This window comes from uncultured Ruegeria sp., from assembly GCF_947497005.1.
Classification (GTDB): Bacteria; Pseudomonadota; Alphaproteobacteria; order Rhodobacterales; family Rhodobacteraceae; genus Ruegeria.
On the sequence record NZ_CANMFF010000006.1, the window covers coordinates 257,371 to 278,863 of the forward strand.

20 protein-coding genes are annotated in these 21,493 nt (G+C 56.3%); 4 read left to right on the forward strand and 16 right to left on the reverse strand.

What is annotated here, in order from left to right:
- Positions 1-2: 2 nt before the first annotated feature.
- The 3 genes from Q0816_RS10925 to Q0816_RS10935 are packed head-to-tail and all read right to left on the reverse strand — an operon-like array spanning position 3 to position 3,207.
- Positions 3-854: an ABC transporter permease gene (locus tag Q0816_RS10925; protein WP_170477870.1), complete on the reverse strand. Its 852-nt coding sequence runs from the start codon at positions 852-854 to the stop codon at positions 3-5.
- A gap of 27 nt (positions 855-881) precedes the next feature.
- Complete coding sequence (locus tag Q0816_RS10930) at positions 882-2,045, reverse strand: extracellular solute-binding protein (RefSeq protein ID WP_298850292.1); 1,164 nt, start codon at positions 2,043-2,045, stop codon at positions 882-884.
- 31 nt (positions 2,046-2,076) lie between these two features.
- The gene (locus tag Q0816_RS10935; protein ID WP_298850294.1) at positions 2,077-3,207 is read right to left on the reverse strand and encodes an ABC transporter ATP-binding protein; all 1,131 of its coding nucleotides are present in this window, start codon (positions 3,205-3,207) and stop codon (positions 2,077-2,079) included.
- A 117-nt stretch (positions 3,208-3,324) separates the two neighbouring features.
- Here Q0816_RS10935 and Q0816_RS26035 point away from each other — a divergent pair, with 117 nt between their 5' ends.
- Both Q0816_RS26035 and Q0816_RS26040 read left to right on the forward strand, forming a co-directional pair.
- Positions 3,325-3,630 carry a hypothetical protein gene (locus Q0816_RS26035; RefSeq protein ID WP_367180483.1) on the forward strand — a complete coding sequence of 102 codons (306 nt, stop codon included), beginning with the start codon at positions 3,325-3,327 and terminating at the stop codon, positions 3,628-3,630.
- 36 nt (positions 3,631-3,666) lie between these two features.
- Positions 3,667-4,119 carry a helix-turn-helix transcriptional regulator gene (locus tag Q0816_RS26040; RefSeq protein WP_367180484.1) on the forward strand — a complete coding sequence of 151 codons (453 nt, stop codon included), beginning with the start codon at positions 3,667-3,669 and terminating at the stop codon, positions 4,117-4,119.
- A gap of 461 nt (positions 4,120-4,580) precedes the next feature.
- On the opposite strand, the gene Q0816_RS10945 is transcribed toward Q0816_RS26040, so the two are convergent.
- The 8 genes from Q0816_RS10945 to Q0816_RS10980 all read right to left on the reverse strand — a co-directional run bounded on the left by Q0816_RS10945 (position 4,581) and on the right by Q0816_RS10980 (position 13,142).
- Positions 4,581-5,459 carry an FAD:protein FMN transferase gene (locus tag Q0816_RS10945; protein WP_298850296.1) on the reverse strand — a complete coding sequence of 293 codons (879 nt, stop codon included), beginning with the start codon at positions 5,457-5,459 and terminating at the stop codon, positions 4,581-4,583.
- Between the two features lie 87 nt (positions 5,460-5,546).
- Complete coding sequence (locus tag Q0816_RS10950; protein ID WP_298850298.1) at positions 5,547-6,917, reverse strand: ankyrin repeat domain-containing protein; 1,371 nt, start codon at positions 6,915-6,917, stop codon at positions 5,547-5,549.
- A gap of 14 nt (positions 6,918-6,931) precedes the next feature.
- Positions 6,932-9,106, reverse strand: coding sequence for a PepSY domain-containing protein (locus tag Q0816_RS10955; RefSeq protein ID WP_298850300.1), 2,175 nt, complete (start codon positions 9,104-9,106; stop codon positions 6,932-6,934).
- A gap of 6 nt (positions 9,107-9,112) precedes the next feature.
- Complete coding sequence (locus Q0816_RS10960) at positions 9,113-9,610, reverse strand: DUF2271 domain-containing protein (protein WP_298850302.1); 498 nt, start codon at positions 9,608-9,610, stop codon at positions 9,113-9,115.
- Positions 9,611-10,355: 745 nt separating this feature from the next.
- On the reverse strand, positions 10,356-10,829 hold the full coding sequence (locus tag Q0816_RS10965; RefSeq protein WP_298850304.1) for a plastocyanin/azurin family copper-binding protein: 474 nt from the start codon (positions 10,827-10,829) through the stop codon (positions 10,356-10,358).
- Positions 10,830-10,882: 53 nt separating this feature from the next.
- A complete protein-coding gene (locus Q0816_RS10970) occupies positions 10,883-11,764 on the reverse strand; it encodes a hypothetical protein (protein WP_298850306.1) in 882 nt (293 codons plus the stop codon).
- Positions 11,765-11,773: 9 nt separating this feature from the next.
- The gene (locus Q0816_RS10975; RefSeq protein WP_298850308.1) at positions 11,774-11,968 is read right to left on the reverse strand and encodes a hypothetical protein; all 195 of its coding nucleotides are present in this window, start codon (positions 11,966-11,968) and stop codon (positions 11,774-11,776) included.
- On the reverse strand, positions 11,961-13,142 hold the full coding sequence (locus Q0816_RS10980) for a multiheme c-type cytochrome (protein ID WP_298850311.1): 1,182 nt from the start codon (positions 13,140-13,142) through the stop codon (positions 11,961-11,963). The genes Q0816_RS10975 and Q0816_RS10980 overlap by 8 nt, the downstream gene beginning before the upstream one ends.
- Positions 13,143-13,594: 452 nt before the next feature.
- Between Q0816_RS10980 and Q0816_RS10985 the strand changes: the two genes are divergently transcribed.
- Positions 13,595-13,750: a cupin domain-containing protein gene (locus Q0816_RS10985; protein WP_298850313.1), complete on the forward strand. Its 156-nt coding sequence runs from the start codon at positions 13,595-13,597 to the stop codon at positions 13,748-13,750.
- A gap of 350 nt (positions 13,751-14,100) precedes the next feature.
- Here the strand turns inward: Q0816_RS10985 and Q0816_RS10990 are convergent, their stop codons facing one another.
- The 5 genes from Q0816_RS10990 to Q0816_RS11010 all read right to left on the reverse strand — a co-directional run bounded on the left by Q0816_RS10990 (position 14,101) and on the right by Q0816_RS11010 (position 20,139).
- Positions 14,101-15,516 (reverse strand): pyridoxal-dependent decarboxylase, encoded by a 1,416-nt coding sequence (locus Q0816_RS10990; protein ID WP_298850315.1) that lies wholly within the window; start codon positions 15,514-15,516, stop codon positions 14,101-14,103.
- A 131-nt stretch (positions 15,517-15,647) separates the two neighbouring features.
- Positions 15,648-16,352: an SDR family NAD(P)-dependent oxidoreductase gene (locus Q0816_RS10995; RefSeq protein WP_298850317.1), complete on the reverse strand. Its 705-nt coding sequence runs from the start codon at positions 16,350-16,352 to the stop codon at positions 15,648-15,650.
- 41 nt (positions 16,353-16,393) lie between these two features.
- Positions 16,394-17,740, reverse strand: coding sequence for an NAD(P)/FAD-dependent oxidoreductase (locus Q0816_RS11000; RefSeq protein ID WP_298850319.1), 1,347 nt, complete (start codon positions 17,738-17,740; stop codon positions 16,394-16,396).
- Between the two features lie 51 nt (positions 17,741-17,791).
- Positions 17,792-19,447, reverse strand: coding sequence for a pyridoxamine 5'-phosphate oxidase family protein (locus tag Q0816_RS11005; protein ID WP_298850321.1), 1,656 nt, complete (start codon positions 19,445-19,447; stop codon positions 17,792-17,794).
- Positions 19,448-19,518: 71 nt separating this feature from the next.
- Complete coding sequence (locus tag Q0816_RS11010; protein WP_298850323.1) at positions 19,519-20,139, reverse strand: glutathione S-transferase family protein; 621 nt, start codon at positions 20,137-20,139, stop codon at positions 19,519-19,521.
- Between the two features lie 165 nt (positions 20,140-20,304).
- Between Q0816_RS11010 and Q0816_RS11015 the strand changes: the two genes are divergently transcribed.
- Positions 20,305-21,192 carry a LysR family transcriptional regulator gene (locus Q0816_RS11015; RefSeq protein WP_298850325.1) on the forward strand — a complete coding sequence of 296 codons (888 nt, stop codon included), beginning with the start codon at positions 20,305-20,307 and terminating at the stop codon, positions 21,190-21,192.
- Positions 21,193-21,493 lie beyond the last annotated feature (301 nt).

Sequence of the window (21,493 nt, forward strand, 5' to 3'; positions counted from 1 at the left end):
CCCTACATCAACGATACGTCTTCACGTTGGGTATTCAGCCGCGATATCAGCCGCATGTAGATCGTCACCGAGATCAACATGATGAACACCAACGTGGCCGCCACCGCCGAGCCATAAGCCCAGTTGCGTGATTGCAGGAATAGATCAACCAGAGCATTGCCCACGAAGAACACTTTACCGCCACCCAGCAGTGCAGGGATCAGGAACTCTCCCATCAAGAGTATGAACACCAGCAAACACCCCGTGGCAACGCCCGGTACCGACAGGGGCAGAGTGACCTGCAGGAAGGTTCGTGCCGGTGTTGCGCCGAGGTCCGATGACGCTTCGAGCAGGCGCTTGTCCAGCCTGTCGAGGCTGACAAAAATCGGAAAGACCATAAGCGGCAGGTAGCCATAGATTATGCCGATCAGGACAGCAAAAGGAGTGTTAATGAGGCGCGGCTTCCCTATCCCGAAAAGGTCGATCAATTCCGGAATACCGCGCCCACCCAAAAGGAAAATCCACGCGTAACTACGGATCAGGATCGAGGTCCAGAACGGAACGATCACCAGAACCAGCAGGATGGTTTTCCATTTCGGATCCGCTTTGACGGCAAGGAAATAGGCAAGCGGATAGGCTATGAGCAAGGCGGCGATGGTGCCGACCGGAGCCAGCACCATAGTGTTTTTGAACGCGGTCCAGCGCGCCGGAAGATTGGCGTATTGCTCCAGCGTCAGGGCCGGAACATAGCCCCCGGCCGGGCCACGTTCACCGAAGCTGAAAATGAGAACAACCGTCAGCGGCACCACCAACATCACCAGGAACCATGTCCCGGCCGGGGCCAGCAAAAGCCAGTTGCGTGTTCTTGCGGTCATTTCGTTCTCATCTCCGGCAGTCAGTCTTTAGGCAGATTTGAACCGGGCCATCAATTCGGCGCGATTGGGATCTGTCAGCGTTACGGCCGCGCCGAACTCCAGCGCGTCCAGAAGTTCCTGAGCTGGATAAAGGATTGGATCGTTCTGCAACTCCTCGGGCAACATCGAAGTCGATTTCGCATCTGCCGTCGGATACCCGTGGGCCAGCACTTCCCTGACGTTCACTTCGGGATCCAACAGGTAGTTAATCAGAGCGTACGCTGCATCCATGTGAGGTGCGCCTTTCGGGATGGCGTAGTAGTCGCTCCACAACTCGCCACCTTCCTTGCCGAGAATATACATGATCTCAGGCATGTCGGTGTTCAGCTGTTTCCCATCCCCAGACCAAGCCATGGCAAGCGTCGCGTCGCCGCTGCGCATAGACGGCTGAATATCCGACGAAATCGCAAACAGGTGCGGTTTGGCTTCGATCAATAGCTTTTCGGCATCGGCCAGTTCTTTCTCGTCGACCGAATTGAAGGAATAGCCAAAGTACTTCAGCGCGTTGCCAATCGTCGTCAGCTGATAATCGTGCACGATCGTACCGCCCGACAGATCGCCCATTGTCAAATCGAAAAACTCTTTCCAGGTCGACGGCGTCGGCGCACCGTTGAGTTGATCGGTATTAGCGACAAACCCGGTCGAGCCCCAGTTTTTTGGGACAGCATAGAGCTTGCCATCGACCGAGCCTGCCTCGGCATAACGCGGGTCATAGGCCGACGGGTCGTAGTTAGGCAACCGCGACGCATCAAGCGGTTCGATCAGGTCTTCGCTGACATAGGTGGTGATGGTGTAATTGGTCGGCACGTACACATCCCAGCCCGTCGCTCCAGCTTGAAGCTTGGCCAACATCTCTTCGTTCGAACCAAAAACGTTAACCTGAACATTGGCACCCGTGGCTTCGGTAAAGGCATCAAAGTTCGCGGTATCGTGGTAGTTCGGCCAGGTGGCCAGAACCACACGATCCCCAATGTCACCGGCAGCCCAAGCCGGAACTGGTCGCAGGCCGGGCACAGCCGAACCAAGCACAGCCGTCGCCGCCCCCAATCCCGTCACACCGAGAAAGTGTCGACGTGTAACCGAACCGCGCTTGTAGCGGTACAGCTCTTCCATGAATTGCTTCTTCGAGATGTGATCCGGTGATTTTGTCATGAGTATTCCCCTGTTGGCTGGATCCGTTAGGTTAGTCTCCTGAAAGGATGAGCGCTCCGCTGGCGTTCCATGACGCGCAAAGCTGTTCATCCACTTTGAACGATCCCTCGTTCAACTCTGACTGGCGAGGCGACAGCACCAGGAACTCTCCCAACGTGTCATGCCTGACCAGGTATTCGGTATGCTCTCCCAGAAAGATGCGGTTGAGGACTTTGACGGCGAGGTCCGTTTCCGCCCGAAAAGATCTGCTGAGGTGAATTTGTTCGGGCCTGACGCTCAGGCCGATAGCTTGCCCAACGTTCAGATCGAACGGGTTCTGCCCTGCAACGGTCTGGCCGGTCATTAACTGAACATCGGCTTGCTGGTTGCTTACGGCAGTAACAGTGCCTTCGAAAATGTTGGTTGTTCCAACAAACCCGGCCACATACCTGTTTGCCGGACGATCATAAAGATCCTGCGGGCTGCCGACCTGCTCGATCCGGCCATCGCGCATAATGCAGATCCTGTCGCTCATCGATAGCGCTTCTTCCTGATCGTGGGTGACCAGAACAAACGTAATGCCCAGACGGCGCTGGATATTCTGCAGTTCGATCTGCATTTCCTTGCGCAACTTTCTGTCCAGCGCTGCAAGAGGCTCATCAAGCAACAGAAGCTTGGGTTCGTTCACAATCGCACGGGCCAGGGCGACACGTTGCTGCTGGCCACCGGACATTTCCCAGATCCGGCGCGCCTCGTACCCTTCGAGCCGTACAATTTCCAATGCCTTGCTGACCTTCTGCGCGATCGTAGCCTTGGGTAGCCTCGGGCGTCTTTGTTTCAGGCCATACCCGATGTTCTGGGCGACGGTCAGGTGCGGAAACAGAGCGTAATGCTGAAACACCATGTTTACCGGACGCAGATGAGCATCAAGCGAGTTTACGACCTCTCCGTCCAGCAACACATCGCCTTCGGACGGGCTTTCGAAACCCGCCAGCATTCGCAAAGCAGTTGTCTTGCCACATCCGGACGGCCCGAGAAAGGACAGGAACTCTCCTTCTGTGATCTTCAGGTTGAGATCATTGGCCGCCAAGACGTCCCCAAACCTTTTGGATACGCTGCGAAGTTCAGCGACAGTGCCTGTTGCCGGTTTGTCCGTTTGCTGCCTATATTCACCGACCGCCATTTTTTCGGGACATATCCTCATTTTTGAAATACCACTTGATTCACCCAAACGGTAAAAAGATTGTCGATTCTTGTATATATCACGAATGTGGTACTCTATTTTGAATAGGAGGCAACCGTGACAGATTGGTTGACCGAAGCTGGCGCAATGATTGCTGCTATTGGAACAGAGGACTTTTCCCAAACTCTTTCAGATTCCCTTCGGGAAATCAGTGGGTTCGACTATACTGTCATTTTCGGTTACCTCGGATCAGCCCGCCCGATCGACCTATTTGACGATTTCCCAAAATCGAAACGGAAGATCATGGTCGAGGACTATCAGGAAGGCCCCTATCTTCTGGATCCGTTTTACCTTGCAAGCGCAAACTCGATTGATCCGGGGTTGTACCGGTTACGTGATCTGGCCCCAGATCGGTTCTATTAGGGTGAGTACTTTCGAAACTATTATGTGCAGACCGGTTTGGCTGAAGAAATCTGCTATGTTGTTAACCTTCCTGACGAGGCGACTGTGTGTGTTTCATTGATGCGGGCAGAAAAGGCATTTAGTGCGAAGGATTTCCGGGAGCTGGGAAAGGCTTGGCCGGTGGTCAGTGAAACTTGCAGGCATCAATGGATCGGATTGGCCGGCGAGTTCGGACAGAACCCGGCCAACACGCGTCGCAGGGGGAGGGTACTGAATGTAGAAGAGGCATTTGAAAAGTTTGACGAAGGTCTTCTGACGCCTCGCGAAAAGGAGGTCGTCGAATTTACCCTAAAAGGTCATTCTGCGGATGCCGTGGGGCGAATACTGGGTATCTCTCCGGGAACGGTTCGCATTCACCGTCGGAACATATATTCCAAGCTTAGGATAAGATCCCAGGGGGAACTGTTCTCAAGATTCATCGATGCCCTATTGGGCCCGGAGGAAACTTGAAACTCCAAGAAATCAGCAATTTGGCAATACTTAGAAACCAATCAGCCTTTACTGGGTGAACAGTTGGCTCTGCTCAGCAGCGAATGAAAGGATTGCCCCGCATTGCGGTCGTGGCGGTTCGGCACTACAAATGGCTGGTTTCGCAACCATTGGGTGACTTGCAGCGTCATAACGAACCGCGAACGTCGTTGAAGCGGTTTTATGTGAAGCGATCTCTGGTTGTGTCGTGGCCATTCAGTGGAACGAGTACAAAAGGCTGCCTCGCGGACAAAGCTGCAATCGCTCATTTGCTTGCCAAAGACTGCAAGCGGTTCTTAGCGGACATTTCGTATTTGCGGATCGGGCTATTTTCGGACGCATTGAAACCGTTTACTTTGGGTGACCTGATCTTCTCTATTTGCCGCGAAACAAGCACACTTGGCTCGTTCGCAAGTCCCCTTAGGCCAGAGCTTTGCTCTTATTCAGGTAACCCGCATAGACATGGCTGAGCTTCCGCGCTCCACAAATCCTGCTGGAAGATCCGGCACAATGAAGGCAACGGACAGCCTGCGCCTTTCCGCTTCTGCCAACCCGGCGACCGGACCAAGGATCGACATCACCGTGGCCCAACCATCTGCCTGAAGTGCCGTGTCAGCAATTACTGCAACTGAAGCCGAAGCGGACGACAACGGCGCACCGGTTTGCGGAGCGAACAAGTGCGAGCGATCACCTTGAGCACGTCGATAGCCGCCAGAAGTGGCAATGGCTTCATCGGAAAGCGGGAAACGCTGAGCAGGGACGATGCGATCAGGGATGGGCAATTCCATTGCGACAGACCACGGTTCACCATCAGGGCGGCAACCCTCGCATCGGATGTCTCCCGCAACCTCAATCAGGAAACTTTCATGGCCGCGTGCGCACAGAGTTTCAACCGCCAGATCCACCGCGTAGCCTTTGGCCAGTGCGTTCAGATCGATCGCCACATCCTCAAGGCGGCGCAGGCGTTGGCCTTCGAATTCCACCGCCGCGGGATCCGAAGTGATGGAGCAATCCCGCCCGGGAATAAACCCTTCGCGCGCAGATGCTCCGCCCATCAGGATAGAAAATACACCGGGCATTTCGGCCATCAGACCCAGCCCTGCTCTGACAACCGCAGCGGTTTCAGGAGGCAGGTCCACCCATGTGCCAATGGGGGCAGCATTGATGCGACACAGTATCGATTGTGGCCGCCAGGCAGACATCTGATCTTCAACCCGATCCAGAGCGGCCTGTATCAGACCTCTGGCGTTGGCGATGTCCGATTGTGGCGGCAGCATTGCGCTCCAAGTTCCCCCCATCGACAACCCATCGATCTTTTCCATCTCTTTTGCTTATCCCCCGGTATCGCAGTCGCAAATGCAAACCGGGGCACCCGATGGGCGCCCCGGCCAAAATTCCCCTGCTGCCGATTATTGCAACTTGGCAATCACGTCGCTGTCTTTCACCGCAGCATTGTCCATCGCCATCTGCGCGGCGGTGTCTTCAAACACGTCCTTGACCGATTTGTCAGCGCCCGCAGAGAGCAGGAATTCAATCACCTCGGGGCTTTCGCCTTGCAGTGCGGCGTACATCAACGCTGTGGTATCTTCGCCATCCTTTGCATCAAGATCGACGCCTGCGTCGATAATCTGCTGCAGGCGCTCGATGGGCTGGCCACCTTTGACCGCATAGGTCAGCGCTGTGCCGCCTTTCGCGTCCTTGGCGGTGAGGTCCGCGCCGCTAATGATCAGCTTGTCAATAACCCCGCCAAAACCATCGCCCCGCAATAGTGCCGCCAGAAAGGGCGTCACACCTTTTTCGTTGGCTGTCGTTGCTTCGGCCCCTGCTTCCAGCAGGGTTTCGATCACGGCGGATTCCTTGAAGGACAGCGCCAGGATCAAAGGTGTGTTGCCAGCGTTGTCCACGGCGTTCACGTCAAAGCCGCGTGCCATCAGCGCGTCATAGCCTTCGGCCTCTTCCTCGCGATTGGCCATCAGCATATGCAGCGCGGTCTGACCGCGATCATTGGTGATCGTCAGATCGAAACCCTTGCTTTCAAGGAAGGCCAAACGCTCTTCCGAGGTGGCCTCATCCGCCACCGTCAGAAGCACGCCGGAATAGCCGTAATTGTCCGCCACTGTGGGCTCTTCGCTCATGGCGTAAAATTTTTCGAGCATATCGACATTGTCGTTGGTTGTCAGTGCGCGCATGAACAGGTCACGACCTTCGCCGTCGATATACCCTGCGTCATAACCTTTGCTTTCCAGCAATTCGAACATCTCCATGGCGCGTTTGTTATAAGCAAAGGCGCCCAGAGGGGTGATCCCCAGCCGGTTCTGCTGATTGAAGTCCAGCCCGATTTCTTCGAAGTACTCAACGATATCCGGGCGAAACTTCTTGTTTTTCGACAACCAGTACGCCGGGGTTTCACCCATGTAATCCGCTACATTGTAGTCAGCCCCAAATTCGGTGAAGAGCTTGATCAGCTCCAGATCCCCGTACCGCGCCGCATAAAGTTCAGCATAGACGCCTTTGCCACCTTCGGGGCGATAGGGAACGCCCTGTTCCAGCAACCAGCGCACCACCTCAAGCGACGCATCACCACGCAGTGCATAGTGCAGCGCCTGGCGGCCGATCTTTTGTTTTTCCAACAGGCTGTAGCCTTCGTCAATTTTTGTCTGCACATCCTCGATGGTGGCCTCTTTCCAGAACTCCTTGGTCAGGAAGGGGTTCTTTGCCTGAGCGCCAGTGGCGATGAGGGCCGTCAGCGCGATGGTAGAGAGAAGGGTGCCGAGTTTCATGGCGGAGTCCTTTGTCAGTAGATGTCTTCAAGATAGCGTCCGCACTGGCGGAGCTCGGCAAGGCTTGTGCCGATGCTGGCGGAGATGGTGTCGATTTCCTGTGCCACAGCATGCGCCATGCGGGACGACCCGCAGACCATGATCGTCGCGCCCTGGCGCAGGTGTTGGGCGACCGTGTCCCCGGCGCTGCACAACCTGTCCTGAACATAGGCCTGATCATCATGCCGCGAATAGGCCGGGTGGAAGCCACTCAAGCGCCCGTCGCGTTGCCATTCTTCGATGGCGTCACGGTAATAAAAATCGAAATCCGGATGGCGCAGACCGAAAAACAGCTCCATGGGTTGATTGCGATTCTTACGGATCATGCCCGCGAAAGGCGCAATGCCGGTGCCAGCGCCGATCATGATGGTGGGCGCTCGCCTTGCGGGCCGGAAATCCGGGTTGTGTTCCACATAGGCGTCGATCGTTTCTCCGGGGGTGAGGCCCAGCAAGTAGTTCGAGCAGACGCCGCCTTCCACACCGACCACGCAAAGCTCTACCATGCCTTCTCGTTTCGACGAGGCCAGCGAATAGAGCCGCGCCACCGGATCGGCGGGTGGGACGATTCCCAGCAGGTCGCCTGCGTGGAAGCCCGGCAGACCACGCCCCTTCGGTGCGCGGAAGCGCAGGATCGCCGATGGGGCACCTTCAAACCCGATAAAATCTTCACGTTCTGCCAGTTCCAGGCGGCGGGTGCGCGGACGTGGCGGAGTGAAATCCAAGAGCGGCCCACCCAGTCCCAGCTTGGGCGCAATCGCATGGCCCCACGCGGTAAAGGCCTGCGCCGAGCGGCGGTTGATGTCTGCCATCGGCAGAAGACCTTCGCGCCCGGTGGCCTCAAGGGCGTTCTGGCAGTCGATGGCAAAGGCGCAATAGGCCGGGAAGGCTTTGTCGCCGAAGCCCAGTACAGCAAAGCTTTGCCCGCCTGAGTAGCCCGGCAACCTCTCGAGAAACTGCGATGCGCCGGATGGCGGCGTTCCGTCCCCATAAGTTGCGGCCAGCAGTAGCAGCGTTGCGTCCTCGCGCATGTTGCAGGTGGAGTTCATGCCGCCTAGATGCACCAACTTGCCCGAGTCCCGCAGTTGGTTCGCCAGATGCACGGCAAAACCCCAGGTAGTGCCGGTTTCCGATCCGACCAGAATGACCACATCCGCCGCTCCGGCCGAGACCATACCACGTGGGCGTGGATGGCGGCGGCGTAGCCAGATCACCAGACCGGTAATGGCAAAAAACGGTACCGAGAGCGACACTAGCCCGGCAATTGCGCCCCAGACTGAGGCTCCCTGACCGGTATGGAGCAGGGTGAAGAGATCCAGAGCACGGGTCATGAATGGCACGCTTTCCAGGCTCAGAACTTCGCCGGATTGCCGGTCGATAAAGCTGAGCATGCCGCCTTGGCGAAGCACATAAACATCCCACCAATCTGCCCAGATCGGGAAACTGAGTTCGGTCAGGTCCGCAAGTTTCACCGTATCGAAAATCGCCAGATCAGTAGCCGGGACCGGGCCTGCTTCAACGCGGGTTTCTGGGTAGGTGAGCCCATTGTCAACGCCAGAGGGGATGATCCCGTTCGACACCATCGACATCCAGGTGCCAGACAGGACGATGACAAACAGCGGCAACACCAGAAGACGCCCGAGAATCGTGTGCCATTTGTCCAACCCGCGCCCCTTCACCCGGTTGAATAATTGCCCATACCCGCCCAGACGGCGCGCCAGCAGTGTCAGACCGGTGATCATCAGAACCAGCATTGATACGACACCGATTAGTGTGACCGGGCGGCCAATGGGCCCCATGGCAAGATTGCGATGAAGGCTGTTCAGCAAGTCCCAGAACGGGCGCGGCCGTGGTTTGCGTGCCAACCGTCCGTTTTGCGGGTTAAACGGCACTTCGCGTGAGCCGGCTGCATCCGCGCCACGCAGCAGCACTCTGCCGGAATAGTCGATCCGAATCCGATCGATCTCAAAATAAGGGTTCTTCTGCGCCGACAGACGCAGCACATCGCCCACGCTCAGGTCACCGAGAGCGTGCACATTACGGTCATAGCGCTGCAACAGCGGATCGATTGACAAGATCGAGCCGGTGATTGCCAGAAAGACCAGCAACAGGCTCAGGATTACCCCAGGCCAACGATGTGCTTGACGCCACATTACGGGTTAAAGCTTGTAACGGATGTACCGGACGTAGCCCTCGCCCGGGAATTTCTCGCGCTGGTTGTCTGTGGTAAGGTCAATCTCGGCGTCGGACTGCACATTATCGGCGTTTTCAACCGAAGTTTCCACACGCAGCTTGTAGCCCGCATCCACCACGGATTTGTCGATCTCGACCCGCATCACGGATCGCGCGCCTGCAGCGGTCGAGGCGCCGGTGATCGCGTCAACATTTTCCCGTGCCCGGCTGTGATAGCCGAACCAACGTTTCGAGTCTGGCCACCAGATCTTTTCGGGTCCGGACACCCACAAGGTGCGGTCAAATTTGCCTTCGGGATTCACCAGGTAAAGGTGAAAATAAGCCTCGGGGCCGTTGTATTCATTGAGTTGAACCAACACGACCGCCTCTTCCGCAACGACAGGGGCGGCGGTGGCGGAAAGGGCCAAAACAGACGCTCCGACAAGTAGTGAAACACGCAACCGCGTCGAAAGGGAAAACGACATTTCAAGTCTCCAGTGATGTGTAGGGAAGGAATTGGCAAGAAGGTCTGGAGGGTTCGTGACCTCTGTGATTCTTGAGTGTATTTGCTGAGTGGTTCACGACACGTCTCAAACGCTACTGGTGCGATTTCAACACCTTGGATCGGATGGGATTGTAGGCTTGCTTAACGTAGGGTCGCTTGCTGTAACGCTCACTATGGTTGTTGAGTAATTTTGTCAAGTTAATCCCAAAGGGCTTGCACTTGACCTCTCATGGAAGAAAGCTGAGTACGTCAGCAGAATATCGTTCCTTCTCTGTCGTCATTCGCAGCGGGATGTTTCGATTGGCGGTCAGAGTTCATTGCTGCCACTACTTTTTACGTTGAGATTTTCAGGCACATTCGTCGGCTTGCGGCGCAGTTCGGGCATTCCGTTTTACCAAGTGAAGGGAGAAAGTGCGCAATTTTCCAGACCTTCGGCAGAAGTTTTCCGCCAGTCGCGTCTAGCCTGATGCGGGCCCTATCTAATTTTAGCTTCGTGGAAAGGCGATGCTTGCGCTGCTATGAAGTTTTGTACTGAAGGAACCACATGAAGTTGAATTTCCGATCAACTTGCTAGCCAGTTCGGGCCAGCAATCCGAAACCACGACACGCTTTGCGTTTTCGGTCAGGTAAAGAAGACTGTTGAGCAGAACTCACGTGCCACCTTCAGAAGCACGACGAGCTTCGATGGTTGAGAATAGGGATCTCTTCGCGCCAGTTGCCAGGCTTTACCTGCTGGCCATATCCACTTTCATTTTCTCAAACAGCCGCTCGAAAATCCGACGCCCGACGTCGCTGACTTTCCCGTATTCGATCTGATCGATGTTGGGTTCCGGTGTGCCGACAACAACCAGTGCGTACATTCCGTGGCGGCCATGGACCTTGCAACGGAAACCATAAATGCCGGGTTTCTCAAGCACGATTTCAGCCACGGGCTGATGCTCGATGTCGATATAGTCGGCATCTTCGGGCCACATGCCTTCCAGCGATGTCACGGTGTGGTTGCCGGTTGAGTTCAGGAAACGGATGGAGTCACCTAGTTCGATCCAGAGGTAGTCCGGGCTGAACCGATAGACCTCTTCCGGAGTCATCGCCGACAGGTCTATCAACTGGTCGATGTCGTAAACCTCCGCCTGGGTAACGTTGCCGAGCGTCATCAGACAGGCGACGCTGAAAACCATGCTGCGGAATTTGTAGGTCATGATGCAATCCTCTGATTTGGGCCGGTTGAATTGAACCGACAAAGCGGGGCCACCTAGTTTGCGGGTTTCAATTCGGCAGTGTCCTCGGTCATGAGGACCGCTTCTGGATCGGTCAGGTCAGGGTATTGTTCCCTCACCAGATCGGTGACGGCTTGGGGGTAGGTTCTGAACATCAGCCGAACCTTGGCCGTTACCGGAAATACGGTATTTGCGGGCAGTTCAAAAACCTCGTCGCGATGGCCGCCCGCAGGGATTTTCGTGTCTTCCAGCATTTTCTCATAGCGCCAGAAGACAAAGCCAACCGGGTCGCCATATTTGTCACTAAAGACCTTGCGGAAGAAACGTGCATCCGGGTCGACGACGCCCGCATCGTCCATCTTGCCGCTTTCCAGTACGATCTGCCCGGATGCGTCGCGAACCGTCACATCCAGCCAGACCTGCCGGAAGTCCGCCACGCCTGTGGGCAGGGCATGGCCAGCGCCTGTGTTGGCGACCCGCACGTTCAGATGCCCTGCGGTCGTCAGTGTGGTTTCCAACTCAGCGGCACTTTGCAGCAGCTCGATGCTCATCTGTTTGAGCTTGTCGTTGCGCAGGCCTACAAGGTGATAGTTGGCCCCGGTGAACTGGTGGGTCACGACATTGTCTTTCAACCGCCCACCGTCAATTGAAATGCCGGGAATATCCTCACCGATCCGCTGGATATCGCCATGCATGTGGCAATCGATGCAACTGCGGTGTTTCCCGGGGTTGTCCGGCGCGTTGAATGGCGAACGTTCCCATTCGCCATACGCGTCGACGATCACCGATCCGCTGCCCGGCGCGAATTCGTTGTGGCACGAACTGCACAGGGCCGAGTCGCTGTAGAAATCCTGACTGTAGGATTTCGCATGCACCTGGGGTTTAGCGTTGATGGCGTGGTTGCCCAGCCAGTTCAATATTTCGTTTTATGCGTTTTCAAAGACATAGGTGTCGCGGTCCTTGATATTGACTGTGAAACTCGCATTGGCGCCTGCATCGCTGCCTTGTGCGCTTTCAAGCTCTGTGATGCGGTGACAGAAAAGGCAGCCCGTGCCTTCGTCCAGATCGGGTTCCCCACGGTCCAGCGCCTCGAACAGCGAAGTGCCGCCCTGTTCAAACATGTGCCCGGCGTTTGAGGTTGCTGTAAGGCCGGAAAGCAGGGTGACAGCCCATGCACCATTTTCGGAACTCCTCGCCTTCGGTCGCGGCGGCCACGTCTTCGACGACCTTGTAGTAGGGGTTGGAATCCCCCATCAGCCGGTGCAGCGAGTCGGCCCATTGGTCAAACATGTCAGAGTGGCATTCAGCGCAGGCCGCTGAGTTGGTCCATTCGCCTTCGTGCACCAAGTCCCGTTCGTCATCCAGCCGCAACCAGCTTGAGACCAGCGGCACGTTGCCCTTGGCGGTGATGTATTCGTGCAGGTCAACCATCATGTCGCCGACCTCGGCTGGCGGATCACTCGCATCGATGAACTCGGCGCTGCCCTCGCCATCATGTCCCATGTCACCCTGGGTGCCCTGAATGATGCGAATATAGTCGCCGATGAAATCCCCGGCGATCATGGCCGAGAGGTTCCCGTGCCCTACGCGCGCATAGCGGTATTTGTCGATCACCGTGTCGTCAAAAAGATAGCTGTTGGTAAAGTTGAACCCGTCCACATGGCAGGACTGGCAACTCATCCAGTAGTCACCTGTCATGGGGTACGCGACATGGCGGTCGGTATTGCCAGTGTAAAAAAGGGTCTGCCCGGCACGCATTTCCGGCGGCAAGGGGTCGGATTCAACCAGTTGCGCAAAGATGCCCTGCGCGACGGAAACTGTGCTGCCGACCCGAGTCACCCGGGTCAGATCAAGGCTCATCGCGTTTTGCACGAAGAGATCATTGCCACTCAACACAACCCCCCGCGGATTGGCACCGGGCAAGTGGCGCAGGATCTGTGTGGCCCTGGCACCTGAAACGGTGTCACGATCCGTCAGATCAAACACCAGTAAATCCTCGCTGCCTGCCAACGTGACAAACACCTGGGAACCATCCTCAGAGAACACGGCGTCATGCGGGTTGGAGACGATGATCGTCTTGGGCGATCCGTCAAAGCGTTTTTGAACCGGGTCTTTCAGGTCGATTTGACGGAACAGATGTTTGCGCCGGTCCGTCAGCTCGCGTTCAGACCCTGGGCGCAGATCAAGCACCGAAACGGATGGAAAGACGGTCGACTGGAACTGGAACAAGAGGTCGAAATAAAATGCGGCAGAGTTCCGACTATTTTCTTGAGAGAAACGCCAAATGCGTGGCAACCGTACCTTCGCCGCAAAATCCTCGCTTTGCTTAAACAAAGTAAAACCCATAAAGACTTTGCTCAGCGGCTCGGCATTAGCCCGTTGGTTGTGCGGCGGCTCCTAGATTTGCTTGGCGTCGACGATATTCAACGGCTCTACAGGCAGTATCAAAGGGGTAAAACCTGCTCAGATATCGCCAACGCAAAACGGGATGAAGCCAGCAACACTGTCTAAACTCTTTAGGGAACGAGGCTTTGACGTGCAGCGCGGGGTTCGCAGACCCAAAGTGCCAAAACATAAGCTGCACCGCATCTGGATAGAGACCCCAGTAATCAACAGGGTGGCGCAAGAATTCAAAATCCATTGGAAAACGGCGCTACATCTGCTCGAGGATGAAAAGCTGATTGTGGATTATAAAGGTCGACCGAGAAAACTCTCAAAATCATCACCGTCGCGACAGGAAACTACAGATGCTAATCGAGAACTACGAAGTAGGCGCTGACTCGGGTCGGGCTGAACTGTCCCACGAAAGTGAGGAATGCGCTGTCGTGATAGAAGGACGGCTGGAAGTCACGGTTGATGGGCAGTCCAGGGTGCTGGGGCCAGGAGATGCGTATTACTTCTAGAGTATTCTGCCACACAGGTTTCGGAATGCTGGAGATACGCCTTGCAAAGTTATTAGCGCGTGTACTCCTTCGTCGTTCTGACTGAAACGCGAGAGCTCCACCGAAGGTGTGTTCTGTACTTCATAGGATGGACACATCAGATGATCGTCTAGAATAAGAAGTGAAATCAACATTCGCAAACCTGATCCAAGTGTCAACTTCCGCGCATCCAGGCGTAGAGTCCACTTCTGGTTTTGCGCCCGCAGCGAAAGTCCGCATTGTGGGCTGCAACTGCAGTTTTCTGATGTAGCGCCAAGGTCGGCTCTGGACCGAGGACCGACCATCACCTATTCTAGGGATTAGTCCGGTTCTTAATCCTTAGGTTTCCATGAATCGTCATAGCCCGCTGACCGAACGACATGTGCAACAGCCTTTAGCTCAGAAATCAATAAATCAACATCGTGAGTATCCGTTCGCCAGGACGAGATACTGACCCGCATTGCTGGTGCCTCGTTCCAGACTGTCATACCAAACCAAACTTTCCCTTTGGCAGCGACTAGAGACTGTATTTGAGCCGTCTCCGCACTGCTCCCGAACGAAAACAGAACTTGGTTCAGTACCGGTCGCGTTAACAAATTGAATCCGGCCTCGACCAACGCATCCGCTACATATTCAGCCAATGCGCAGTGCCGTTCGATAATCGCCGCAACCCCTGTGCGTCCCAGAGTTCGTAAAACGGCCCAAAAAGGAATGCCGCGTGCGCTTCGAGAGAATTCGATACCGAGGTTTTTCTGGCTGTCTGCAGATGCAGAAGAATAGTCCGCATCGCTATTCATGGTAGCGGCCATTGCATGGCGATCACGACAAACACCAACAGCTCCATCATACGGTGTATTCAACCATTTGTGTCCATCAGTGGTCCAGCTATCGGCCATTTCCACACCGTCCGTCAGATGTCGTTTTTTTGGAGCGGCACGCGCCCAAAGACCGAAAGCGCCATCGATATGTACCCAAGCTTTGGCGGCTTTTGCCGCCGTCATCAATGGTAGATATGGATCAAAGCTGCCAGTATTCACTTCACCAGCCTGCAAACACAGGATGGTCATTTCATCCAATTGGGGAAGCTTTGATGGAATGATGCTTCCTTTTTCATCAACCGGCGCCAATATCAAGTTTTGTTCGCCAAAGCCAAGGACACGCAACGCTTTTAGCACAGTCACATGTACTTTTTCCGATATGACGACCCGGATTTCTGGCGCCCCACGTAACCCGCGAACGTCCTGGTTCCAGTTCTTCCGCAACAACAACGTCCGACGGGCAGTCGCCAAACAAACAAGGGTGGAGGACGTTGCGGACGTGCCAAAGGCAACTCCACTGCTGTGAGGGAGGTCCAGAATGTCCAGTATCCAACGTGCGGCAATCTTTTCGATAACGTCCGCCGTTGGGGAATTGGTATAAGATGAGGCGCATTGATCCCATGCGAGCATCATTCGCTGGGCCGCTGCAGCGACCGGGATAGTCGCTCCAATAACGAACCCAAAGTAACGCGAGCCATTAGAGGCCACTGTTCCAGGTGATCCTACATCATCCAATAGACTCAAGGTTTCAGAAGTATCGAACCCGTTTTCTGGCAGGTTTTCATCAAAACGGGACAAAGAACTGCGCGCAAATTCGTTTGGAAAGACATCCATGTCTGCGATTTCAGCGAGGTACCGGTTGGCGCGACGATCCGCATCCAAGAGGAGGTCAGTATCCATTGAGCAAAACTGTGTTTTTTTGCGGTTCATATTGTCCTCCGACAAATTAGTCCTGTAGCTCGGGTGCGCACTGTCGAGACTGAGGAAAGCGTCTTCCAGATGCGCGGTAGTCAGCTCCTTTGGCCTGGATTACGTAGGTCAACAGATATCTCAAGGATGATTCACCAATTTTCACCATAGGGCCGCAGTTCTACGTCAAACGACCAAGTAGATCTGTCTTGATGGGCTATATGGTACACCTCTTCAGCGATGGCGTTGGGCTTGCTGAAAAAATCTTCGGGCATATCCGGATTCAACGGCACACGAGTCCAGGGTGTATCGATCGCCGCATCGATCACCACATAGGCGATGTGGATGCCCTTGGGTCCCAGTTCGCGGGCTAGGGCCTGCGCAAAGATCCTCTGAGCTGCCTTGGTGGGGGCGAAGAGAGCGTAGTTCGGAACGCCGCGGAGAGCCGCAGTATTACCGGTGACTACAATGGCACCGCTACCCCGCGCGACCATGGCCGGGGTCAGTTCGCGCACCATGTGAAGCAGGCTAGTGGTGTTGACCCGGAAATTGCGTTCCAAATCCTCAGGATTCGCCTCCATAAACGGTTTGAACGTGGCGCGTACGGCGTTGTGAACGATCACATCCGGAGTGCCCATTTCTTCTTGTACCTGGCGGCAGACAGCGACCAGACGATCCAGATCCTCCAGATCGAAGGCAAAGGCTTTTGATCCCGGCAGCTCTCTTTCAAGCTCCGCCAATCTCTTCGGGTTGCGCGCTAATAGGGCGACCCGGTAGCCATCCTGCGCAAACCGGCGGGCGACAGATGAACCGGTGCCGTCGCCGACGCCCGTGATCAGACAGACTTTGTTCTGCATGGGAATTCTCCTCAAAAAATGGTTGCTCGCTGTCGGCTCCGCTAGATCAGCGATTTGATGTCTGCGGCGAAGGTCGGGAAGGCATAGAGCGAGGTCCTGAGCTCGTTGGCGGGAACCCCGTGGCGCATTGCCATGGCAAAAAGATGGATCAATTCGTCACCATGATGGCCAAGGATATGGGCCCCCACGATCCGGTCATTGATCTGATCCACCAGAACCTTGGACCAGGCAGCGGTTTCGGCATAGGTCTTGGCCGAGAACCAGCCGGACATGTCCGACACCGTGACCGCCACATCCAGACCGCGATCGCGGGCTTCGGCCTCGGTCAATCCAACGGAACTGAGGGCCGGAACCGTATAGACCGCGCTGGGGATTACGCTGTAATCCGGCTTTTTGGTCGGGCCGTTGACGATATTGTGGCCGACGATCTGGCCTTCATAGGTCGCAACAGGGGACAATTGCGCAGAATGCGCGATGGCATCGCCCGCCACCCAGACCGAAGGGTTCGAAGTGGACCGCATCGTGTCGTCTATCAGAATGCGTAGCCCATCATGGTCGACGCCACCAGCCTCAAGGTTCAGGCCGTCGATATTGGCAATACGGCCCGCGCCGTTGACGACCCGTTCGGCGGTCACGCTTTGGTCGCGGCCTTCATGCTGGAACCGGACGTTGAGGCCATCGGCCGTCTTTTCGATGGCCGTCACCCACACCCCGGTTTTGACAACAACGCCAAGGCGCTCGGTTTCGGCACGCAAGGCGGCAACGGCGTCACTGTCGAGGCGCGGCAAAAGCTGTGGAAGTGCCTCCAGGATCGTCACCTGCACCCCGGCGCGCGCGTAGACATGGCTGAACTCCATTGCGATGACGCCACCGCCGATGAACACGACATCGCGCGGCAGGGTCGGGTCGGACAGTACTTCGTCCGAAGTGATCATGTGTTCGGCTCCAGGGATCGGCAGGGGTCTGGGCTTCGATCCCGTGGCAATCACGATGTTCTGACCCCGGATGACCTGACCGTCCACCTCGACGCTGTTCGGTCCAACGAAGCGCGCGGTGCCACGAAAGACATCGCCGCGTTTTTCGGCCAGCCCGTGCATCGCGTCCGGAATAAACCCGATCAGGTCGTTTTCACGCTGGATCAGTTTGGCCCAGTCCAGCCGGGGCTTGCTAACGTCGATCCCGTGGATTGCGGCTTGTTCGATCTCGTGCATGGCGTGGGCTGCGGCCACCAGCACTTTCTTGGGCGTGCAGCCGCGATTGGGGCAGGTGCCGCCAAAATCACGCGCCTCGATAAAGGCGATGGATTTTCCGGCTTCGTGCGCAATGGCCGATACTCCGAACCCGGCATTGCCGCCACCGATAATGATTACATCATAAAATTCGCGCATGCCCTTGCTCCTATGGTTTAAGTTTCATTTGCTCCGAAGGATCAAGTCAGATCACCCGGCGGGACCGAAACTTTCGGTATGTATATGCTCCGGAGAGATGCCCCTGCGTTCCAGATCGGCCTGTATCTCGGCCATGAAACCGACGGGGCCGCACAGAAAATAATGTGCGCTGGCATCGTCGATCAGCTTTGCCAGAAGTGTCCCATCGACGCGGCCATGTGAGACATAATCCACCCCGATCTCATCCTCCGGCGTAGGTTGACTGTACACCACATGAGTCGTGATCCCCGACCGTCTGGCGGCCAAATCGCGAACTTCACCGGCCAGCGGATGGTGCTGACCATCCCGCACGCCATGGATGAACCAGACAGGGCGATTGCTGCGCTCGTCTGCGACCTTATGCAGAATGCTCATCATTGGCGTGACACCCACACCGGCGCTGACCAGAACCAGGGGACACCGGTCGCAGGTCATCACGAAATCACCCGCGGGCCGGCGGCTGTTGATGATCGCGCCCGTTTCCAGATGATCGTGCAGAAATCGCGACGCGATACCATTGGGTTCACGTTTGATCGTGATCCGATAGCGATGCTCGTTCGGGCCGTTGCTGAGCGAATAGGTTCGGCGCACCGGTTCGGCGATCCCCGGAATTTCTAGCTCGATCGGCAGGTGCTGACCGGGCTCGAACCCGGCCAGTGGACCGCCGTCTCGGGCCTCGAAAACAAACGAGGTGACATCGGCGCTTTCTCGGATTTTTTCGATCAGGCGGATCGAGCGGACCGACTCCGCATCCGAGTTCCATCTGAGACTGACCGCCGACCGTGTTTCCACGATCTCGTCGAGCTCCAGCGTCACCAGACGCCGCGCGCCAGGGACCTGTGCTATCTCATCGCTGTCCCAGTCGATCGAGGCGGTGCCGGTCAGTTGCAGCAGGCTGCCGCTTTCGAAGTCGACGAACAGGAACCCCGCCTTGGGATCAAGCAGCAGGTTGCCTATGGTGTTGAAGTGATTGTTACCGGCGTAATCGGGAAACCGCAGCCGCCGGTCGTCCAGCACCTTCACGAAACTGCGGTCACCGCCGCGATGGGATGCATCCATCCCGAAAGTCGGGCTGTCGCCCCTTTCGCGGAAGCCGCTGGCGATAAAGAAAGTATCGGCAGTTTCGATCCACCGGGTTTGATCCGACGTCAGACGTTGGCCACGCGTGGTCGGTCCGGGCCCCGAGCTTTCCACCCGAGTCCACGCACGTTCGCGGATGTATTGCGGGCAATTGCCAAAGGTCTGATCGACGCGAAAGTCAAAGCCGGTAGGTGTGACGCGCCCGGCGCGGCCATTGACCCGATTGCGCCGCCGCGTGGCCAGTTCGATGCCAAGGATGCCGATGTCACTTTGCGGACGAATGGCCTTGTATAGCGCATCACCACGGGCAGGCAGGGCGGCGATGGAAAGCGTTTTGGTATCCGGCGCTGTGACAAACCCGTCCGGCCCCTCGACCAACGTGGCCCAGGGCCGGCCTTGCCCGTCGCGGGCGGCCATTACCAGAAACGGCAGTGCGGTGTGAAAGTCCCTATGTTGTTCCGGCATGTGGTCGCGAACGACTTTGCGTGCCCAGTGTTCGATGTCGCGGACACCCATTCGCGCCTGCGCCATGTGTTCGCCCCGATGGAAAGGGGAAGTGCCGCTGTCGCTGGGTTCGATGGTAAGCATGGGATCTCTCCTGGGGCGAAACACGGGTTGGCAGCACGCGCCCGGCCTTCGGGACCGGGCGCGCGGCTAGGTCAGGCTGCGAGGCCGACCTTGGTGCTTTGCATGGGCACAAAGCCGGGCAGCGCCCCGACCCGGGCCAGCAGGGCGCGGATGTTGGGATAGTCGCCCAGCGAAACGTTCCCTTCGGGGGCATGGGCCGTATAGCTGTAGATCGCGACATCGGCGATGGTGGGGCTGGTTCCGACTAGCCAGTCGCGCCCGTTCAGATGCGCCTCAAGCCGGTCGAAGGCAGATTTGGCGACAGTTTTGGCGCGTTCGGCATCCAACTGCGCGCCAAAGACGGTGATCAATCGTGCCGCGGCAGGGCCGTGGGCGATGTCTCCGGCGGCCAGCGACAGAAACTTTTGAACCTCGGCCTCGCGCACGGGATCAGTCGGTAACCAGTCGGGCGCGTATTTCCGGGCGAGGTAGACCAGAATGGCATTGGAATCGGCGATGGCGGTTTCGCCATCTTCGATCACCGGCACCTGTCCGGCCGGGTTCAGGGAGAGAAACGGTTCCTTCTTGTGCTCGCCGGCCAGCAGATCGACATCGACCAATTCATGATTGATGCCGCCCAGCTTGGCAAACAGCTCCACCCGGTGCGAGTGTCCGGACAATGGGTGGCGATGAATACGGATAGCGTATGGCATGGTGGTTTCCTTTTGGGAGGTTCTCTGGAGGTGATGTGATGCAGTTCATTGCAGATCACTGGACCAAACATGCCAAAGGCTCAGTTCATTTATAATCCCGTACTTTGTTCAGTAACTATGAACATAATGGTAATAATGAAGTGGGAACGATAAAGGAGCTTGGCCATGGACACGATTGATACGATGCGCGCCTTTCTGGCCGTTGCGCATGAAGGGTCTTTTACTTCTGCGGGGAAACGCCTTGGTCTGTCGACCCGGTTGGTTAGCAAATACGTCGCCCAATTGGAGGCTAGGCTATCTACGCAGTTGTTCAACCGGACAACCAGAAGCGTTTCGTTGACCGATGTAGGCCTTGCCTATCTCGAACGATGTCGTCCTATTGTGGAGCAGATTGACGAGTTGGAGGATCTGGTTCAGGAAAAGCAATCTGCGCTGGCCGGGTTGATCCGGATCACCGCACCTACCGGGTTTGGCAGCAACAATTTGGCGCTGGCACTGGTTCCGTTTTTGCAGGCCCACCCTGAAGTGGACATAGACCTCAAGCTCACGGACAACCGGGTCGCGCTGGTCGAGGAAGGGATTGATCTGGCAATTAGAATTGGTGTGCTTCGGGATTCGACTCTGATTGCGCGCAAACTGTCGGATATGCCGCTGATCGTCTGCGCGTCACCCGAGTATCTGGCGGAACGAGGGCGTCCAGGTGATCCGATGGCCCTTGCCACACATAACTGCCTGATTGACGAAAACCCTGCTGATGCGACCGCGTGGAGGTTTCGGACAGGCAGCCGGGATTTCGTGGTCAAGGTGGCGGGGGCGTTTCACGCCAATGCGCCAGCTGCGATTGCCAACATGGCGATTGCCGGGCTGGGCATTGCACGCTGCCCGCATTACGTCGTCGCTCGTAGTTTGGAAAAGGGAACTCTGGAACATCTGTTTCAGGACTACGAAACAGAGAGCTTCGGCCTCTACGCGCTTTACCCACCCAACCGCCATCTAACCGCACGGGTTCGTACACTGATAGATCATCTGGCAAGCCGTTTCAGGTCACATTGAGGAAGCGCGCAGTAGCAACGCTTTGAAATAGGATGTTTTTGACCGCGTCAGTTGAAGTTTGTTGCAATATCTTCCGACGAAGTAATCAGTCATTGGGATGCTGTAGACGAAAGCTCATCTTTCCCGCCTATCGAATGTGTAATTCCTCATGAACACCGCAATTTTGTACGAATGTCCGCAATGCGGAAGCTGCACAGCAGCGTTCGACGGATTGGTGAATGTCTTGTGTGGGTGGCGCCTGCATTGCAAGTGTTTTCTGCGTTGATGGCGGCGGTCCGTCAGTACCGTCGTGTGTTCGGCC

Coding starts and splice junctions, on each gene's coding strand:
- Q0816_RS10925 (WP_170477870.1), bottom strand. CDS start 854: ATGACCGCAAGAACACGCAACTGGCTTTTGCTGGCCCCGGCCGGGACA.
- Q0816_RS10930 (WP_298850292.1), bottom strand. CDS start 2,045: ATGACAAAATCACCGGATCACATCTCGAAGAAGCAATTCATGGAAGAG.
- Q0816_RS10935 (WP_298850294.1), bottom strand. CDS start 3,207: ATGGCGGTCGGTGAATATAGGCAGCAAACGGACAAACCGGCAACAGGC.
- Q0816_RS10945 (WP_298850296.1), bottom strand. CDS start 5,459: ATGGAAAAGATCGATGGGTTGTCGATGGGGGGAACTTGGAGCGCAATG.
- Q0816_RS10950 (WP_298850298.1), bottom strand. CDS start 6,917: ATGAAACTCGGCACCCTTCTCTCTACCATCGCGCTGACGGCCCTCATC.
- Q0816_RS10955 (WP_298850300.1), bottom strand. CDS start 9,106: ATGTGGCGTCAAGCACATCGTTGGCCTGGGGTAATCCTGAGCCTGTTG.
- Q0816_RS10960 (WP_298850302.1), bottom strand. CDS start 9,610: ATGTCGTTTTCCCTTTCGACGCGGTTGCGTGTTTCACTACTTGTCGGA.
- Q0816_RS10965 (WP_298850304.1), bottom strand. CDS start 10,829: ATGACCTACAAATTCCGCAGCATGGTTTTCAGCGTCGCCTGTCTGATG.
- Q0816_RS10975 (WP_298850308.1), bottom strand. CDS start 11,968: ATGTTTGAACAGGGCGGCACTTCGCTGTTCGAGGCGCTGGACCGTGGG.
- Q0816_RS10985 (WP_298850313.1), top strand. CDS start 13,595: ATGCTAATCGAGAACTACGAAGTAGGCGCTGACTCGGGTCGGGCTGAA.
- Q0816_RS10990 (WP_298850315.1), bottom strand. CDS start 15,516: ATGAACCGCAAAAAAACACAGTTTTGCTCAATGGATACTGACCTCCTC.
- Q0816_RS10995 (WP_298850317.1), bottom strand. CDS start 16,352: ATGCAGAACAAAGTCTGTCTGATCACGGGCGTCGGCGACGGCACCGGT.
- Q0816_RS11000 (WP_298850319.1), bottom strand. CDS start 17,740: ATGCGCGAATTTTATGATGTAATCATTATCGGTGGCGGCAATGCCGGG.
- Q0816_RS11005 (WP_298850321.1), bottom strand. CDS start 19,447: ATGCTTACCATCGAACCCAGCGACAGCGGCACTTCCCCTTTCCATCGG.
- Q0816_RS11010 (WP_298850323.1), bottom strand. CDS start 20,139: ATGCCATACGCTATCCGTATTCATCGCCACCCATTGTCCGGACACTCG.
- Q0816_RS11015 (WP_298850325.1), top strand. CDS start 20,305: ATGGACACGATTGATACGATGCGCGCCTTTCTGGCCGTTGCGCATGAA.